The 19,438-nt window shown below is 34.2% G+C and carries 18 protein-coding genes; 17 read left to right on the top strand and 1 reads right to left on the bottom strand.

The window, feature by feature from the left end:
* Nucleotides 1-35: 35 nt before the first annotated feature.
* The 4 genes from JN09_RS00545 (at nt 36) to JN09_RS00530 (ending at nt 4,563) form a co-directional block, all read left to right on the top strand.
* Complete coding sequence (locus JN09_RS00545; protein ID WP_204431849.1) at nt 36-1,511, top strand: glycerophosphodiester phosphodiesterase; 1,476 nt, start codon at nt 36-38, stop codon at nt 1,509-1,511.
* Nucleotides 1,504-2,472: an SGNH/GDSL hydrolase family protein gene (locus tag JN09_RS00540; RefSeq protein WP_204431848.1), complete on the top strand. Its 969-nt coding sequence runs from the start codon at nt 1,504-1,506 to the stop codon at nt 2,470-2,472. Before JN09_RS00545 ends, JN09_RS00540 begins: the two co-directional genes overlap by 8 nt.
* Before the next feature lie 71 nt (nt 2,473-2,543).
* Complete coding sequence (locus JN09_RS00535) at nt 2,544-3,812, top strand: tetratricopeptide repeat protein (protein WP_204431847.1); 1,269 nt, start codon at nt 2,544-2,546, stop codon at nt 3,810-3,812.
* Nucleotides 3,813-3,816: 4 nt separating this feature from the next.
* Nucleotides 3,817-4,563: an alpha/beta hydrolase gene (locus JN09_RS00530; RefSeq protein WP_204431846.1), complete on the top strand. Its 747-nt coding sequence runs from the start codon at nt 3,817-3,819 to the stop codon at nt 4,561-4,563.
* A 48-nt stretch (nt 4,564-4,611) separates the two neighbouring features.
* On the opposite strand, the gene pepT is transcribed toward JN09_RS00530, so the two are convergent.
* Complete coding sequence (pepT, locus tag JN09_RS00525; protein WP_204431845.1) at nt 4,612-5,823, bottom strand: peptidase T; 1,212 nt, start codon at nt 5,821-5,823, stop codon at nt 4,612-4,614.
* Nucleotides 5,824-6,043: 220 nt separating this feature from the next.
* On the opposite strand from pepT, the gene JN09_RS00520 reads away from it, so the two are divergent.
* From JN09_RS00520 to JN09_RS00460, 13 genes are all read left to right on the top strand, one after another.
* A complete protein-coding gene (locus JN09_RS00520; protein WP_204431844.1) occupies nt 6,044-6,391 on the top strand; it encodes a hypothetical protein in 348 nt (115 codons plus the stop codon).
* A 15-nt stretch (nt 6,392-6,406) separates the two neighbouring features.
* Complete coding sequence (locus JN09_RS00515; protein WP_204431843.1) at nt 6,407-6,775, top strand: DUF2089 domain-containing protein; 369 nt, start codon at nt 6,407-6,409, stop codon at nt 6,773-6,775.
* A 10-nt stretch (nt 6,776-6,785) separates the two neighbouring features.
* Nucleotides 6,786-7,172, top strand: coding sequence for an SHOCT-like domain-containing protein (locus tag JN09_RS00510; protein WP_204431842.1), 387 nt, complete (start codon nt 6,786-6,788; stop codon nt 7,170-7,172).
* 29 nt (nt 7,173-7,201) lie between these two features.
* The gene (locus JN09_RS00505; protein WP_204431841.1) at nt 7,202-8,950 is read left to right on the top strand and encodes an ABC transporter ATP-binding protein; all 1,749 of its coding nucleotides are present in this window, start codon (nt 7,202-7,204) and stop codon (nt 8,948-8,950) included.
* Nucleotides 8,947-10,755 carry an ABC transporter ATP-binding protein gene (locus JN09_RS00500; RefSeq protein ID WP_204431840.1) on the top strand — a complete coding sequence of 603 codons (1,809 nt, stop codon included), beginning with the start codon at nt 8,947-8,949 and terminating at the stop codon, nt 10,753-10,755. The genes JN09_RS00505 and JN09_RS00500 overlap by 4 nt, the downstream gene beginning before the upstream one ends.
* 80 nt (nt 10,756-10,835) lie before the next feature.
* On the top strand, nt 10,836-12,167 hold the full coding sequence (gene mgtE, locus JN09_RS00495) for a magnesium transporter (RefSeq protein WP_204431839.1): 1,332 nt from the start codon (nt 10,836-10,838) through the stop codon (nt 12,165-12,167).
* The gene (locus JN09_RS00490) at nt 12,164-13,135 is read left to right on the top strand and encodes a magnesium transporter (RefSeq protein ID WP_204431838.1); all 972 of its coding nucleotides are present in this window, start codon (nt 12,164-12,166) and stop codon (nt 13,133-13,135) included. Before mgtE ends, JN09_RS00490 begins: the two co-directional genes overlap by 4 nt.
* 13 nt (nt 13,136-13,148) lie before the next feature.
* Nucleotides 13,149-14,642 (top strand): carboxypeptidase M32, encoded by a 1,494-nt coding sequence (locus JN09_RS00485; protein WP_204431837.1) that lies wholly within the window; start codon nt 13,149-13,151, stop codon nt 14,640-14,642.
* A 9-nt stretch (nt 14,643-14,651) separates the two neighbouring features.
* On the top strand, nt 14,652-15,848 hold the full coding sequence (locus tag JN09_RS00480) for an L-serine ammonia-lyase, iron-sulfur-dependent, subunit alpha (RefSeq protein ID WP_204431836.1): 1,197 nt from the start codon (nt 14,652-14,654) through the stop codon (nt 15,846-15,848).
* On the top strand, nt 15,845-17,110 hold the full coding sequence (gene rlmD, locus JN09_RS00475) for a 23S rRNA (uracil(1939)-C(5))-methyltransferase RlmD (RefSeq protein ID WP_204431835.1): 1,266 nt from the start codon (nt 15,845-15,847) through the stop codon (nt 17,108-17,110). Before JN09_RS00480 ends, rlmD begins: the two co-directional genes overlap by 4 nt.
* 208 nt (nt 17,111-17,318) lie before the next feature.
* Nucleotides 17,319-17,909 carry a type IV toxin-antitoxin system AbiEi family antitoxin domain-containing protein gene (locus JN09_RS00470; protein WP_204431834.1) on the top strand — a complete coding sequence of 197 codons (591 nt, stop codon included), beginning with the start codon at nt 17,319-17,321 and terminating at the stop codon, nt 17,907-17,909.
* Nucleotides 17,906-18,787 carry a nucleotidyl transferase AbiEii/AbiGii toxin family protein gene (locus JN09_RS00465; RefSeq protein ID WP_204431833.1) on the top strand — a complete coding sequence of 294 codons (882 nt, stop codon included), beginning with the start codon at nt 17,906-17,908 and terminating at the stop codon, nt 18,785-18,787. The genes JN09_RS00470 and JN09_RS00465 overlap by 4 nt, the downstream gene beginning before the upstream one ends.
* Before the next feature lie 106 nt (nt 18,788-18,893).
* Nucleotides 18,894-19,280, top strand: a complete 387-nt coding sequence (locus JN09_RS00460) for a hypothetical protein (RefSeq protein WP_204431832.1) — start codon at nt 18,894-18,896, stop codon at nt 19,278-19,280.
* Nucleotides 19,281-19,438 lie beyond the last annotated feature (158 nt).

Raw genomic sequence — 19,438 nt, 5'->3', positions numbered from 1 at the left:
TTTTGTTATATGATTAATATACTGGAGAGATGTCTGTGTTAAAAAAGATTATTGTTATATCAAATATGCCGGATTCGGATATTAAAAAACTGGATTCTTTCGATGAAGAGTCAATCTTAAATGGATTGAATGCCATCGAAATTAATAGTATCAAAGATGCGAAGAAATTGGGAAGACTTCTATATAAACACCAACTATTCGATATCTTTGTTTTTTCACGTTCTAAGACATTATTAAAAATCGTATACAGAATTTATCCATATGCTAGACTTGTCTATGAACCTAACACATTCAACAGTCTACCAGACTTATCTAAACAAGCATTAAGTAACCATGCTCATACAGTATGTCTAAAGAGTCAATATGTATCCAGTCAAATGGTTAGAAGACTAAAACTATACGGAATGACAGTTTTTGTTCGTGTTGAAAAGAGTCTTGATTTATATCAAGCTGCTTTGTCAGGCGTTGATGGTGTCATTGGCAATGGCATCACTAAAAAAGACTTAGATATCAAAGGGGATTTTGCTTTTACGCCATTTGTTATTGCACATAGAGGATTACATAAAGATGTCCAAGAAAACAGTGTTGCTTCTGCAAGAAAAGCTGTTGATGTTCACTCGGATGTTATTGAACTAGATTTTCATATGACGAAAGATAATTATATCGTCGTAAACCATGATGAGTCCTTGGGAAGGACTTATCAGAAAGACTATGTAATCAAGAAGGATAACCTTAAGTCTCTACAATCTATTAAAATGACTTATCAAGGGGTTCCTACGGATGAAGTTCTGCCAACACTCAGTTATTTCCATAGTCAAATAAAGGATACTGGAACGCAGTTGCTATTAGAATCTAAAACATCAAGCGCAAAAGCGATGAAACGTCTTAGATATGTTGCACGAGAAATGGATATTCCACCACTTCTTATGAGCTTTTATCCATTTGCATTAGTAAATTTTAAGAAATACTTAAAAGAATATAGTCGTGGGTTCTTAATTGATTTGAATTCAAGTCAAATGAGCATTTCTGATATTATCAAGATTTCAAATAAGTATAATCTAACGATTCATCCGTACTATAATCATAAGAAAAATAATCTGATTGAAATTTTAAGAAAAAGAGCAATCATGGTTTGTCCTTGGGGAATACAGACAGACCACGATTTAAAATACATGTTTTTATCGGGCTATTACGGAATTAATACGGATGAGTCAGATAGATTTAAGGACTTAATCAAGTACTTAAATGTTCACGCTAGACAGAAGTATACGATTGGTGAACCACTCGAACTCGAAGTAACTAGCAATAAAGGGACACGTGTCAGTACTCATTTTGAGATTTTATTCGATAATCCTACAAAACTGGTAATTGATAACAATGTTGTTATTGGTGCTAGTCACGAAGGGTTAGCTCATATATATGCGGTTCATTTCGTTAAAACACCTCTAGTTGAGTATAAACTTGTCTCGGATTTGATCACAGTTGAAGTGGTGAGGGCAAATCATGAATAATTTATACTATCATAATGTATCAAACATAACTCAAACTAAAGAGGGGTATGTCCTAGAAAAATTTAATCCAACTGCATATGCTGGTTTATCAGAAAAAGGTAAAGGCAACATTCATAGTTTTCATGGTTCAGAGATTCGGTTTGTAGCTTCAAATCCAGTAACGATTCATTTAAAATCATTTTCTACCTCAGAAATCATGGTTTATTATGGGGATTTTCAAGGTGAACTCTATACGATTAATCAAGAGTTATCACTGGTGATTACACCTAAGTTTAGCGACTCTGACATAAAGAAACTTTTACCATTCCATCGATTTCATCCAAGTGTCATTAGAATTCTATTTAAAGAATCGCTAATTGTTGAATCAATCATTGGGGATCATTATGTACCAAGTCGCTTATTAATGCCAGAAAAACGCTATTTGGCTTATGGTACAAGCATTACACAAGGTAGAAGCAGCTATTTACCAGACTTGAATTATCCGATGATAATTGGCGAAAAGTTGGGATATGATGTTTTTAACATGGGTATGAGCGGATCTTGTTACATTGAAAAATCCCTCGTGGATGAAATGCTAAAAACTAAGTATGACTTGATTACACTTGAACTTTCGGTCAACATGATTGGGGATGGGTTTCATGTCGATACATTTAAAGAACGTCTTTCATATTTACTAGAGCAAATTCGAATTACTCAACCTAATGCTGTTGTGGTTTGTATGTCTGTACTAGATAATTGGAGAATGTATGGGCTTGATCAAAATAGAGGCAACAAAGACGATGTTATTCTCTATAGAAACGCATTTAAAGAAATTGTTAAGGGGTATCCTAACTATCGTTACATTGATGGAAGTGGCGTATTAAGCAAGCATCACTTATCGTTCGATTTAATTCATCCAGGCCATTATGGAATGATCGAAATAGCAAACCACATCGTTAAAGAAATTGAAAAGATGCTATAAGCGTCTTTTTTTGCGTAAACAAGGAAAAAAAAGTCATTATATGATATAAATGTATTGGAGATGTGATAATTATGGATATGGAAACATTATATTATGAAGCTTTAGGTTATTTGAACCTAAACGTGAAAGAAAAAGATGTATATAAAGCCAATCAGTTATTAGAAAAGTTGGCTGCTGATGGCTATGCAGACGCGTTCTATCATTTGGGTAGAGCCTATGCAATTGGTGAAGGTTATACAATGGATGTAGTAAAAGCTAAAGAATTATATGAGTCGGGAATGTCATTAGGAAGTTTAAAATGCTTCTATGGCTATGCTTTATTACATACAACCGGACATGGGGTACTAAAAGACGAACGTACAGCGAAAGACTATTTTGAAGCTGGCTATTTAGGGTTATTAGATGAAGCTAATCAAAATGATCCTGTTTCTTTATACATTATGGGCAGTTATTATTATCATGGATTTTATGTCAAAAAATATGTAGCAACTGCTATTGAATACCTAGAAAAATCTGCAAAAATAGGTTTTTCAGAAGCTCAGTTTCTTCTAGGATCTATTTATGAAGCCTTAAAATCTGATGTTGGAAGAATTGACGTCATATTTGATAATTATTCAAAGGCAGCCATTCAAGGTCATGCGTATGCGCAATATGCATTAGCATTATTATACATTGATGGTGAAGTGGTTGATAAAAATTATTTTGAGGCGAAGAAATGGCTAGAATTATCCGCCCTACAACACCATTATTTAGCGCTTCATACACTAGGGTTATTTCATTATGAGGGCGAGTTTGGTAAGAAAGATTTTGATAAAGCTTTTGTGTACTTAAAAGAAAGTGCTGATTTAGGCTATGCATCTAGTCAATACTATGTAGGATTAATGAATAAAAATGGCGATGGTGTTGAAAAGAATCCGGATGAAGCAGTTGTTTATTTAACGCTTGCTGCTAACCAAGGAGATATGAATGCACAGTATCACCTAGGCGTTACTTACTTTAAGTTTAAAGGGATGACGCATTACGATAAAGCATTCTTTTGGCTTAATAAAGCTGCTGAACAGAAACATCCTTATGCACAATATAATCTTGGTGTAATGTATCAAAATGGGGATTTTGTTAATCAAGACTATCAAAAAGCCTCGGTTTTATATCGTCAAGCTGCAGAAAAAGATGTGCTTGGGGCATTATATAACCTAGGCATATTATACGTTCGTGGACTTGGTGTTGAGAAGAGTGAAAAAACAGCTATGCACTATTGGAAAAAAGCTGCAGATCTTGGACATGAACCATCGAAAACTTACTTAGAAGCTACCATTAAATTTTTAAAACGTAAGGAGTAGTGACATGAAACTAATAGAAAAAACCATTAAGCTTCCTAAAATAGGCAGGGAGGCTAGCCTTTTTCTTTTAATTCCATCTGATTACACTAAACACGAAAGTTATCCTCTATTAATCATGAATGATGGTCAAAACATGTTTCTCGATGAAAAAGCGTCTTTTGGGACGTCATGGGGACTAATGGAACACTTCGATTCGCTCCCGAGTATGATTATTGCAGGAGTATCTTGTGCAAATGGCTTGGATAGACTGGATGAATATAACCCGTTTGTTTCAAAACCATTTGAGTTAGATGGCATAAAACGTATCACAGGTGGTAAAGGTGATATCTATATTCATGACTTAATCGAAACCGTGATTCCTTTTATAAGTAGTAAATACGCCATTGATGATTCAAATATCACAATTGGTGGGTCCTCTATGGGTGGTTTGATCAGCGTATATGCTAGTTTGACTTATCCAAGTATCTTCAAAAATGCTATTGGCCTTTCCAATGCCTTTTGGATTGCAGAAGAAGATTTTGTTAAATATATCAAACGAACAAGAAAACTACACAAAGGTATGCTTTATATAGATACAGGCGATTCTGAAGACAAAGATGACTTTACGTACATAGAATCAAACAGAAATGTCTATGAAGCGTTACTTTCGAAGAAAATAAATGTTGTCTATCGTGAAATACCAAGTGGAATTCATCATGAATCCAGCTGGAGAGAACGAATTAAAGATATTATTATTGAAGTCATTAAGTAAAAAAGCACTTAGTTCATCGCTATGATGACTAAGTGCTTTTTGTATTTATTACTTAGAATTTAATTTAATGATTTCAACCATAATGTCTACGGCTGTTTCCATTTGATTTATGCTTGCAAACTCATATCTGCCATGGAAATTAAAACCACCTGTACCAAGATTTGGACAAGGAAGACCCATGAATGTTAGTCTTGCACCGTCTGTTCCGCCTCTTATAGCTTCAGAATGTGGAATTAAACCATTGTTAGCAATAGCCTTTTTGGCCAACTCTACAGGCATCATATCATTTTTAAGGATTTCATACATGTTAAAGTAGCTGTCAGTGATATTAAGCTTAACAGCTTCATAGCCATACTTTTCATTCAAGTATTTTGTAATGGCTTTGAAGTCTTCTTTTTGTTCGTTGAACTTAGTCATGTGGTGGTTTCTTATGATGTAGTGCATGTGTGCGTGTTCAACAGAACCATTGATTTGACTTAAGTGATTAAACCCTTCATAACCTTCTGTATATGCTGGGTTTTGGAATACTGGAAGCATTTGATGAAACTCGAATGCGATGTGCATGGCGTTAACTAATTTATTTTTAGCTGAGCCTGGATGAATGGATTTACCTACAAAATCAATAGTTGCGCTAGCTGCGTTGAAGTTTTCAAATTCGATGCCGCCAATTAATGACCCATCCATTGTATAAGCAAACTTGGCTTTAAACCAATCAAGGTTAAATAAATCTGCACCACGTCCAATTTCTTCATCAGGGGTGAAACCGATATAGATGTCACCGTGTTCAAATGGAGCTTTAGTCATGATGTCAACCATCGTCATGATTTCCGCAACACCAGCTTTATCGTCCGCACCTAATAACGTGTTACCGTCTGTAACGATAATATCATCACCGATTACATACTTTAATGCTTCGAAATGTGTTGGGTCCATGGATAACTTCTCATTAAGAATAATTGGAGATCCATCGTAATCTTTGATGATACGAGGGGAAACATTATCTCCGGGTGCATCGGGGCTAGTATCCATATGGGCAATAAAGCCAATTGGTGTAATATCTTTCTTTGAATTGGATTTAATTAATCCGTATACGTACCCATGTTCATCCATGAACGCATTTTCTACGCCCATTTCTTTTAATTCATTAACTAGGATTTCGCCTAGATTTTTTTGTTTTAGTGTTGAAGGGCAAGTCTCAACAGTTGGATCTGATTGAGTATCAATTGATACATATTTTAAAAATCTTTCTACTAAGTTCATATAGTGATACCTCCATGTATATTATATAACAAATAGGCCTCTAAGCTTAACATAAATCACACTCGAATGGAAAAATCAATAATTTCAATCTATATTTCAACAATTTTGGCTTTATCGCAACTCAAAAATTAAAAAAATCAATATCAAAATTAAAAAAATCAATATTAGTGTTGACAATTAATAATTATGGCTATACACTAGTGTCATCGGAGGGGATAACATGAGTAAGTATTCCTTAGAGTCTGTTGAAAAGCAGTCAATTACTGTCAACGACTATTTGAACTATAAATTAAAGGCTTTAAAACCCTATAAGTTTAAGAAGGCAAGTGGGTTACGAATGGCAATTATGTACAAAAATTACTTATTCTTATCACCAATGATACCATTTTGGATCGTGAATGTGTTTAAGAAAAGACTGATTAAAATCAGTAATAATCGTTACATGAAAATGGCCAGCCCAATTACGATTAACATTGTAGAACTTCTCAAGATGTTAGGTAAAAATAACTTAATCTTAGAAGTTCAATCTAGCGATGAACCATTCAGATTTGAATTATGGGGCGCATAAGCCGAAGGAGAATGTATGAGAGATATTACTAAAGTATTCGAACTCTTGGGATCTGATTTAGTGATTACAGAGATTCAAAGTAAACAAAAAGATTTAACGATTAAAGGGGAATTTCAATTATCAAAGTTTGATTACCTTTCAAAGGAACAACAATACTTCATCGAAGTGTTTATTAAAAACCAAGGTAATATCAAACAAATCGAAAAAGAGTTAGGAATTTCTTACCCAACCGTAAAGAAAAACCTAGATGAAGTATCTCAAGCTTTAGGATATAAAGTTGAAACGCCTAAAGAAGATGAGAAACGTATAGATATATTTAATCAAATCAGAAATGGATTAATTTCAATCGAAGAAGCCGAAGAGCTTTTAAGAAAGCTTAAATAAGGAGAGAAACATGAGCGATAGTCAAAAAATTTTAGAGATGTTAAAAGAAGGCATCATCACAGTAGATGAGGCAGATAGATTATTAAAAGCGTTAGAAAAAGAACCATCTGATCAATCAAAAGTTGAAGTAATCGTCCCTAAATACAAATCCGACCCAAAAAATTTAATGTTTAAAGTTAGAATCATTTCAGGTGACGGAGACAAAGTCAATGTAAATATCCCATTAAAGTTTGCGAAAACAGCTTTAAAGAGTGGTAAAATTAACTTTGGAAACAGTGATATTCAAAACAACATTGACATGGATTCAATTATTGAGATGATTGAAGATGGACACATTGGAGAAATCGTGGATATCACAAGTGCGGATGGAGATATAGTTAAAATCTTCATCGAATAAAAAATACGTTAGAAAGTTAGGTTAGAATCATGGTTTTTGGAAAATATTTTAACAAGTATTATATTAAATACTTCATACCATTAATATTAGGCGTAATAACCCTAGTATATATAGATTCAATTCAAGTAGAAATACCAGCGATTTTCTCATCATTAATTGATGGATTTAATGATAATGTCCTAACCAAACAAGACTTTCATGACAGTCTCCAAAGACTTGTCATGATTGTTCTCGTTATGGTGGTTGGGCGTTTCTTATGGAGAGTATTCGTATTTGGAGCAGCAAGATTTATCGAGAACGACATTAGAATCGATATGTTCAAGAAAGCAGAAGCATTAGGAATAGACTACTATGCTAAGCATAAAGTTGGTGGTATTATGACCTACTTTACAGCTGACTTGGAAGCATTAAGACAAGCCTTTGGGCCTGGTATTTTAATGTTGGTTGATTCACTCGCATTAGGGTCTATCGTTGTAATACGAATGGCAAAGTTATCTGGAACCATGACATTGATTGCGGTTATTCCAATGGCTTTATTAGGGGTAGTCGCTATCTTTATATTAAAACGTATGCGTTTAAAGTTTAAATATCGACAAGAGGCCTTTGAAGAAATGAATGAGTTTACTCAAGAATCTTTTTCTGGGTTCTCAGTTATTCGTGCGTTCGTTAGAGAGGCGAAAGAAGCCTATTTCTTTAAATTAAAGAATGATCAATTTTATGAAAAACATGTAGACTTTGTCAAGTCGATGATCTTCGTTAATATAATTATTAATGTTTTTATTAACCTAACCATCCTTACAATAGTAGTATATGGTGCATTTTTGGCTTTAACAACCAACTTCAGTGCTGGGGATTTAACCGAATACTTCACATTATTTACATTACTTATCTGGCCAGTTATGGCACTATCTCAATTCGCATCCATTAGTAGCCAAGCACAAGCCAGTAAGAAACGTGTCAGTGACTTCTTAAGTGAACCAGTTATGATCAAAGATGCACCTAGTGTTTCAGAAAAACCTATTACCGGTTCAATCGAGTTTAATCACCTAAATTTCTCTTATCCAGATGATTTAGAACATGAGGTTCTAAGCGACATATCTTTTAGAATTGAAGCGGGAGAAATGGTTGGTATTTTAGGAAGAACTGGATCTGGTAAGAGTACTTTAGTCGATTTATTGCTAAGGCTTTACAACATTAATCCAAAATCACTATTTTTAGATGGTAATGATATTATGGAACTACCATATAGGCATGTGAGAAAACACATTGCATACGTACCACAAGATAACTTCTTATTCTCAGAAACACTCCTCAACAATATAGGATTTAGTGAGGATAATATATCACTAGAAAAAGCTTCATATTATGCTAAATTAGCGGACGTCCATGATAACATTGTGGATTTCAAGGACGGATATGAAACAGAGATTGGTGAACGTGGTGTGACTTTATCAGGGGGACAAAAACAAAGAGTATCGATTGCGAGAGCACTTTCTAAAGATGCCCCAATATTAATCTTAGATGACTCAGTTTCTGCCGTTGATACAAAGACAGAAGAAGCAATCATCAAGAATCTTCAAAATATAAGAAAAGATAAGACGACCATTATTATTGCACATAGAATTTCTACCGTTAAGAAGATGGACAAAATTGTCTTATTAGATAACGGGAAACTGCTTGATGTGGGGACACATGAAGAATTATTAAGTAGATGTGAATTGTATCAGGACATGGTTAAGAAACAAACATTAGAACAGATGGTAGGTGGGGACGCATGAGAGACTTCCAAGAACAGACCATAACCAAGACTGACCGTTCAATTGTGAACCGATTAGTTAAATATGCTAGACCCTTTACCAAGGACTTTTTGATCTCTTCACTATTAATGTTAGGGGACATTGCTGTATCTGCATTAGCACCTATATTGATCGGGTTTGCAATTAGAATCATTGGAAGAACGGGGTCAGTTTCTAGTAAGATGGCTCAATTTGCATGGATTGGAGTACTCTTCTTAGGTATTATTGCCTTAGTATCGGTGATCATTTATTATCAAAACTGGTTATTGCAACGTGCAGGACAAAAGATTGTATATGATATTAGAATGCAGGTCTTTGATCATATTCACACATTATCCAACAATCAAATTAACCAAATCCCTGTTGGAAAACTGGTAACTAGAGTAACCAATGACACGAACACATTATCAGAAATGTACTCAAGTGTTATTGTGTCACTACTTAGAAACTCCTTAATGATGGTAACCTATTTTGTCATCATGTTGATCTTTGATTACAAATCCACTTTGATGATGGCGCTTGTGTTTCCGTTTGTCATTGTTTCGACTTTATTATTCAGAAAACTATCGAGAAAGACTTATAGAAACGTAAGAAATCGTGTAAGTAATATGAATGCTTTCCTTTCTGAAAATCTCTCTGGGATGAAACTGACACAAATATTCAATCAAGAAGATAAGAAATATAAAGCGTTTGTAACCCAAAGTAAGAACCTTAGAAAAGCTCAGTTTAATGAAATCTTAGTCTTCGCGATCTACAGACCATTAATGTACTTGTTCTCAATGGCAGCTACCATGATTATTATTTACTACATCGGACTAGACATTTTGGATTTAATTAACCAAAATGCGAGCCCAGAAGTGATCATCATTAAAGTGAGCTTATTGGTTACAATGTATCAATATGCCAATAGCTTCTTTGAACCAGTTCAACAATTAGCAGAGCAGTTTAACGTACTACAAAGTGCATTGGCTTCAAGCGAAAAGATTTTTGATGTATTAGACACAGTACCAGAAATTAATGACGAAGAAGATGCAATTGAACTTGTGGATTTTAAAGGTGAAATTGAATTTAAGAACGTTTGGTTCCAATACAATACAGACGAATGGATTTTGAAAGATGTTTCCTTTAAAGTTAATCCAAATGACACAGTTGCCTTTGTTGGAGCAACCGGCTCAGGTAAAACAACGATTATGAGCTTAATTGTAAGAAATTATGACATTCAAAAGGGTCAAATCCTGATTGCTGGCATTGACATCAAACGCATAAAGCGTTCTAGCCTGAGAAAACACATAGGTCAAATGCCTCAAGATGTATTCTTATTTACAGGAACCATTGAATCAAACATAACTTTACATGATGACACTGTACCTAAAGAAAAAGTGATTTCATCCGCTAGCTATGTTGGAGCAAATACATTTATTGATCGTTTAGATGATGGTTATGACCATATCGTACGAGAACGCGGAATCAACTTCTCAACTGGGCAACGTCAACTCTTAAGTTTCGCAAGAGCTCTTACCTATGAACCATCGGTAATGATTCTCGATGAGGCCACAGCAAACATTGACTCAGAAACCGAATCCTTGATACAAGAGTCTTTAGAGAAAATGATGCAACTTAATACAATGTTAGTGGTAGCTCACAGATTATCAACCATCCAACATGCAGACAAGATTATTGTCATGCAAAAAGGTGAAATCAAAGAAATGGGCAAACACCAAGAACTCCTTAAACAAAAAGGATTGTATTACAATTTGTATCAACTACAATACGAGTCCAAAAAATAGTTAAAAGCCGTGTAAAACGGCTTTTTTATTATATAAATAAAGATTTTTCGGTTATACTAGTAATTAAGGAGGGAACATATATGAAAGAAACATATTTAAAACAGACTAAAGAAGAAAGACTTAATTATTTAAAATCCCTTCACGCCTTTGATTTAAAAGAACTGTATTTATCTTTAGAGGATGAGGATAGAGATGAACTGTTCTCGCTTTTAAACGATTCATCAAAAGCAGATTTGCTATCCTATCTAGATATCGATGATGCTCTATTATTGGTTAACACTTTAGAAACTGAAGAACAAGCAGATATCTTAAGTGAAATGGAACCTGATGATGCGATAGATATTATCAATGAACTTGAAAGTGAGGACAAAGAGGACCTAATCAGTCAACTTGAACCAGAACTTAAAGAGGACTATTATTCACTTTCATCTTATGATGAGAATGAAACGGGTTCAATCATGACGAATAGCTTTTTGGAAGTTTATTTAGACATGGAAATCAAAGAAGTCATGAAGTATTTAGTTCAAAATGCACCAGAAGTTGAAACCATTAACAAACTTTATGTCGTTGATAAACACAAAACATTTATCGGCATTCTACCGCTTAAAAAACTAATCAAAGCCAAGTCACCGTGTTATGTAAAAGATCTATACGAATCTAGTTTATTTGTCTATGCAAATGACGATAAAGAGGACTCCGTTGATTTTATTCAAGAAAATGGGCTAAATTATTGCCCAGTACTAAACGATAAAAATGAACTTGTTGGGATCATCTCACTGGATGATGCGATTGATACGTATGAAGAAGAAATGATTGAAGACATCGAAAAAATGTATTTGGTCAGTGATGATTCTAACGAAGGGGCCATAAAAAGTGCATTACAACGATTACCTTGGTTGATTGTTTTACTGGTATTAGCTTTACCAATTGCTAGATTAGCGCTGGTATTTGAGGGCATCTTATCAACTTACACCATTATTGTTATTCTTCAACCCTTGATATTGTCAATGGTTGGGAATGCAGGCACTCAAACATTAACGTTTAGTCTAATTATGTTGTCCGATGATGAACCAAATCACATAGTAAGGAAGAGTTTGCTCTATGAGTTTGGCTCCGGAATATTATCCGGATTAGTGCTATCCGTTATATCCTTTGTTGTTACAATCGTGTTCATTCTTATTAATCCTTCTCTAAACCAAAACCCAATGATATTTGGATTAGTTATTGGCTTATCTGTGTGGCTTTCCATTACAGCAGGGACATTCTTTTCAAGCATCATTCCTGTTCTTATTAAACGCATGGGTTTAGACCCAGCATCGGCTTCAGGGCCACTGATCACGACCGTAATCGATATATCAACAATCATCATCTATTATGGATTAGCCAGTCTCATGGTGGAGGCGTTCTTATGAAGAAAATACTAGATGTAGTATCCAAAGACTATGTGACACTTTTAGAAGGTATGGACGTTAAAGAAGCGATGAAAAAAGTCATCTCGACTTCAACAGACGAAACGTTGATAGATGTTTTATACATTGTAGATTCAAAGAATAAACTCTTAGGAATTTTAGACTTAAAAGACCTAATTATTGCGCGTTCACCAATGAAGATTAGAGAGATTATGAACGTCAAATACCATCACATTAGTGAGTTCGACTCGATCGCAAAAGCGATTGATACGATTCAAGATTATGACCAGGATATGATTCCTGTACTATCTAAATCGAAAACGATTTTAGGCATTTTCACAGCTGAAATGGCACTAAATATGTTAGCGGATGAGACGCTTGAAGACTATCATAGATTGGCTTCATTATCTGAATATGATGTTCATTCAAAACCAATCTCAAGAAGTAAAAAGAGGCTTCCGTGGCTCATTATCCTTTTAGGATTATCTTTAATAACGGCATCCGTACTATCGATTTTTGAATCTACCATTCAAAGTGTGATTCTATTAGTGCTTTTCCAACCGATGATTCTTGACTCAGCAGGGAACATATCTACCCAATCACTCGCGAGAACGATATTGGTTATGAATGAAGACCCAGATGCCAAATTAACTAAGTTCATCAAAAAAGAACTTTTGGTTGGCTTCATTAATAGCGTCATAGTTTCATTGACAGGCTTTCTTTTTTCATTGTTATTCTTATATGTATTTGAAAACGGATTTACAGAAGCCAATCTTCAAATTAGCATAACAGTAAGTATGACTCTTTTAGTAGCGTTATCGGTTGGGGCTCTAACTGGTGCATTTATTCCAGTGACTTTGAAACGGATGAACGTTGATCCTTCAGTCGCATCTGGACCATTTATGACTACTTTAAACGACGTCATATCACTATTTATTTATTTTAGTTTAGCAACCATTTTTTTAGTATAGGAGAATATATCACATGGATTATTTAGAAACGTATTTAGCATTTAGAGAAAAGAGAATGGCCTATCAGTATGCCTTATGGTTAGTCTCATGGGACCAAGAAACTGAGGCCCCCAAAAATGCCATGGATTATCGCAGTAATCAAATAGAAACTTTATCTACTTTGGCATATGAAGTAGATACTGACCCATTAAGAATTGAAGCCATTGATAAGCTAGCAGAAGATGACACCCTAGAATTAGAGCTTAAAAGAGAAATCCATTTGGTCAAAAAAGATTTAGATCAAATGAGAAAGATTCCTAAAAAGGACTATATTGAGTTTCAAGTATTGTTATCACAAGCGGGTCAAATTTGGGCTGAATCAAGAGAAAAAAATGATTTTGAAGGGTTCTTACCAACACTAGAAAAAGTAATCAATTTCCAAAAAACAATGGTTAAGTACTTAGAAACAGACACATTAAAAGGGTATGACGTACTGCTTGACATGTATGAGCCTGGAATGAGTACTACCGATTATGATGTCTTTTTTGAAACCCTAAAAGAAAAGCTTGTGCCGTTTGCAAAGAAAGCTGCCGCAACCAAACAAGTGTTCTCACGCAGTTTAAAAAAAGCCTTCCCTATCGAACCACAAAGAGCTTTTAACAAATATTTGTTAGAAGTTTTTAACTACAACATGGATCAAGGGGTTTTAAAGGAATCTGCACACCCATTCACATCGGGAGTATCTAGTGTGGATACGAGAATCACAACCAGTTATCAAGATGACTTTAGAAGTGCAATCTTCTCAACCATTCATGAAATGGGTCATGGCATCTATGAACAACAAGTTAATCCAGCCTATGATTACACTGAATTAAAAGGTGGCGTTTCTATGGGAATTCATGAGTCACAATCTAGACTATATGAAAACATGCTTGCTAGAAGTGAATCATTTTGGCAAACACACTACCCTAAACTCCAAGAGACTTTTAAGAAAGAACTAAAACATGTTACCTTAGAAGAATTCGTTCGTTACGTTAATGAAGTTAAAATGAACCTTATTCGTGTAGATGCAGATGAACTTACCTATAGCCTACACATCATGGTTAGATATGAAATCGAAAAGATGTTATTTAATGGAAAGCTAAAACCAAAAGACTTACCTAAAACTTGGAATAAACTCTATAAAACCTATCTTGGAATCAAACCTAAGACAGACAAAGAAGGCGTATTACAAGATATTCACTGGTCATTAGGTTCATTTGGTTATTTTCCAACTTACGCATTAGGCAGTGCAATCTCTGCTCAAATCTATCATAAGATGAATCAATCAATTAACATCGATGAAGCTTTAATATCTAATCAAGTGTATAAGATAAACGAATGGCTTAAACAAAATATTCATCAATATGGATGCTTATATGAGCCTAAAACACTATTGATGATGGCAACCAATGAACCATTCAATCCAAATTATTATGTAGATTACTTAATCAGCAAGTACGAGAAAATACTAGGTATTAAAGCCTAAGGAGGGTTTATGCAATCGCTAAAGAAACTTTATAAAATAGGTCATGGTCCATCAAGTTCACATACAATGGGACCAGGGTTTGCTGCAACCTATATTAATCAGAAACACCCATCTGCAACCCATTATAATGTGACCCTTTTTAACTCGTTAGCACTAACAGGAAAAGGGCATTTAACAGACCAAGTTATCTTAGACACATTTAGTCCAAAACCTGTTCGTTTCATTCAGGCAATTGACATCAATAAACACCCAAATTATATGGTGTTTGAAGTATTCCAAGGAGACACACTCCTAGATAGTATTTCTGTTAAGAGTATTGGTGGTGGAGACATCTTATATGATAAAGAAGAAAATGAAATCATAGATGTCTATCAAGAGAAAACATTTGATGAAATCAAAGCGTATTGTACAAATAAAAAGGTAAGTCTATACGATTATGTTATAGAAAAAGAGTCAGGAGACATTCAAGCATTCTTAAAATCCATTTGGGAACAAATGAAAAAAACTGTTGAAAAAGGATTAAATACAGAGGGGTTATTGCCAGGAGATTTAAAGGTTCAAAGAAAAGCAAAAACCTTATTTAGTCGTGCTAAAGTAAACGAAACGGATTCACAGATGCAAAATAGACTCGTTAGCGCCTATGCATTCGCTGCATCTGAAGAAAATGGGGCTGGTGGGATTATTGTCACTGCACCTACATGTGGGGCTTCTGGTGTATTGCCAGCAGTACTATATTATTTATATAAAGATTCTAAGATTGAAGAAAAGAAAATCATCGAATCCCTTGCGGTAGCAGGTGTAATCGGTAATGTTATTAAGCAAAACGCAACAATTAGTGGTGCTGTCGGCGGATGCCAAGCAGAAGTAGGTTCTGCCTGCTCAATGACGGCTGCAGCCATGGCATACATCGAAGGCATGAGCCTAGACGAAATTGAATATGCTGCTGAAATTGCAATGGAACACCATTTAGGGTTAACGTGTGACCCAATAGATGGCTATGTTCAAATCCCTTGCATTGAAAGAAATGCTGTTGCAGGCATTCGCGCAATCAATGCCGCAAGCCTAGCTGGGTTCTTATCCGATACAAGAAAAATATCCTTTGATATGATTGTTAATACCATGTATCAAACCGGACTAGACATGCATCCAAAATATAAAGAAACCGCAGAAGCAGGTATGGCCTTCTTCTATAAAACGAAAAAATGAACCCAATAATTAAGACATATGACTTGGACTATCAAGGCCAAGGCATCGGAAAACTGAATGAAAAAACCACTTTTATCAAAGGCATGTTCGCCAATGAAGTGGGACGTATCTCTATCATTAAAGATAAGAAAAACTATGTTACGGCAGAGTTAGTAGAACTTATTGAAAAAAGCCCGGATCGAATCTCTGATTTAAGTTTTGATTATGCCCCTTTATATGGGTTATCCCTAGATGCAGAATGCCTTTGGCAGGAAAAGATTACAAAAGAAACCCTTAAGAAGATCGCAAATCTTGATGTGAGTGTAAATCCTACGGTTTCAGATAACCGTAAACTACACTACCGAAATAAGATTACGCTACATACCAAACTAATAAATGGTGTTTTAAAACTGGGTGTCTATAGGGAACAATCAAGAGATTTAATCGAGATTAACAATCATGAGCTAGCATTACCTATTTTAACTAAAACGATTAGAGAACTTTCGACCTTATTTGGAATAAAACAGTTTACTTTTAATTGGTTGAAACATATTACCCTGCGTACCAATGAAAAACAGGTAATGATGGTTTTAAGCGTTAATGAAACACCAAGTGACTTATCATCTGTGATTGAACTTTTTAAGCCTTATGCGGACTCATTATATATCAATCATTCGATAGAAGACTATGAGATTCTTGGAGCGGATTCAATACATATATATGGACTAAAGACCTTACCACTTGAATTCAATCACGTTTCCTTTAACATAGGTCCAAGTGGTTTTTTCCAAGTGAATACAGAAGTTGCTAAAAAAATGTATGACCATATCAAAGCTAATATAAGAGGTAGAATAATCATTGATGCCTATGCTGGAATGGCTTCAATCGGTCAGTATATATCCAATAATGAGACGACAGTATATGCGATAGAGTCCAATGAAGATTCTATTATTCAAGCAAAAGCATCTATTATTCAAAATAAACTTTCTAATATTGAAATTATACAAGGACAAGTCGAAGAGAAACTAGAAATAGTGATTCCAAAATCAGATGTGATCATATTCGACCCTCCAAGAAGTGGGTTAAGCGAAAGAATCATTGACATGATTATTGAGCATCCAATTAAGCAAATAGTTTATGTTTCTTGTGACTTAAAGACACTCGCAAGAGATATGAAAAAACTATCGGAATACTATGTAATCCAATCAATTACACCCTTTAGAATGTTTCCTTCAACCTATCACGTTGAAAGTATCACATTGCTTTCTCTAAAAACCGCTTAACAAAGCCATTCGTATAATAGAACAAGAAGCATCTAACTACTTTAAATAGGGTTAAATGCTTCCTTTTTTTTGCTTTTTGCCCAATGTGGAAACATCAAAAGATGCACTAAACATATATTTTGCTTTAGCAAGGAAACACTCATCTGCTCATAATATATTGATATTCTCCAGATAATAGCATATAATAAAATTAAGTGGAGGAAATAATATGATTGTTACAACATTAAACTTAAAAGAAAAGTATAAGAGTTATACGGATATTAATGGCAAAATCAAAAGAGATATTGATAATGGTTTCTTATTTCCTCTTGTACGAGGCATTTATGAAACAGAAAGCTCGGTTGATGGTTTTTTACTTGCTTCATATATTTATGGACCATCCTATTTATCTTTCGAATATGCACTTTCCTATCATAATCTCATTCCTGAAAGAGTTGTTGTTTATACGAGTGCTACATTCAACAAACGAAAAAGTAAGGTTTATCAAAATCATTTCGGACTTTATACCTATAGAGATGTTCCAAATGCTGCATTTCCTTATTCAGTAAAAGCTTATGAAGAAGACGGGTATGCTTACTTTATAGCTAGCCCAGAAAAAGCACTATGTGATTTACTATATAATAGAAAACCAGTAACAAGTATCAAAGAATTAAAGAGACTGCTTTTTGAGGATTTATGGGTAAATAAAGATATGTTTGAACAACTAAACTTTGATGAAATACTATTTTTATCTGATAAATACATATCGAACAATATGAAGCACTTAAGAAAATACATTGAAAGTGAGTATATGAAATGACAATTATTCAGCAGATGATCAATAAGTATAATCCAAAAACCTTAGAAGATAAGAAGCATGCAATAAAAGAAGTTTTACAAGAAGTGGTGTTGGCTGGTCTTTCTAAAACTGACTTTTTTACCCATGCTGCTTTTTATGGTGGAACAGCTTTAAGAATTTTTTACGGAATGGATAGATTTAGTGAGGATTTGGACTTTAGCTTACTTGTATCAGATGATACTTTTGATATAAGTAAATATTTTAAACCAATAAGTGACGCCGTAAACTCACTTGGACTCAATTTTGAAGTTTCCAAAAAGGATAAGACGGTAAACTCAAATATTGATTCAGCTTTCATCAAAGGTAATACAAAAGAAACCTTGATTACTATTTATTCAAGTTCATCAGATTCCAGACTTATTGTTCATAATGAAAAGATTATCATAAAGTTTGAAGTTAATGTAAATCCCCCACTATACGCACATACAGAAATTAAGTTTCGATTATTACCATTCCCATACCAAGTTCGAGTTTATGATGCCTCATCGTTATTTGCTGGCAAAATTCATGCTGTGATTGCTAGAAGTTGGAAGAACCGCATAAAGGGCAGAGATTTATATGATTATGTCTATTATTTAAGTTTAGAGACAAAAGCTAATTTAAAACACTTAGAATCTAGACTCAAACAAACTAAAACAATTGACGAAGACATCAAACTTTCTCGAGATTTATTAATTGACATGTTGGAAAAACGATTTGATCAGATTGATTATGATATTGCCAAATCCGATGTTAGCCCATTTATTAAAGATCAGTCTAGTTTAGACCTTTGGAGTAGCGAATTTTTTAAATCCATTACTAAGCAAATTAAAGTAGATTTAGTGGATAATAATGATTAAACCCAAACAACTTAAAATAGGTGACATACATTTGCTACATTATCATCCGTTCAGAATAGAACATGCACATGCTTTATTCATTAAATATAATAAGTAGGAGGCATTCATGATTAACAAAAAAGAAATAAGAAAGAAATTAAACGAAAGATTTAATCCAAGGTTAGCAAGTGTCTCAGACCTTAATGAAGTTCGTGGAGATAGATTTAAGCAACATAGCGCATATAATCATGAGAATATGGATTTAATTGACATCACTGAAGGTGCGATTTATAACACTTGGAAAGAACTTGTAGATTGCTATGATATTTTTGTTTTTGACAGTGAAGAATCCAAAAAAATCGATGATTATGAGTATGGAAAAAATGATGGATATACATGCAATTTTCTAGTTGTTGAATATGATGAGCATGAGATTGTAACACAATACTTTATCTGGAATGGTTACAGTAATATAACAAAAGAATTACTTGTGATTTTAGAGCAAGTTAAATAAGATCATATGAAAAATCCTTTGTTTATTGTGCAACTTAAATGGATTAAAGATTTATTCTTTTATGGAGATGAGGTAATTATGACGCTCACTTATAGTTTTAGATTAAAACCTATAAATATGTTACTTTGGCATTATAGACGGTTTTCAACCATGTAAAT

The organism is Paracholeplasma morum, assembly GCF_016907055.1.
GTDB classification, from domain to species: domain Bacteria; phylum Bacillota_I; class Bacilli_A; order Acholeplasmatales; family UBA5453; genus Paracholeplasma; species Paracholeplasma morum.
Note: the sequence above shows the minus strand (reverse complement) of the source record. Positions and strands in the feature narration are given on the sequence as shown.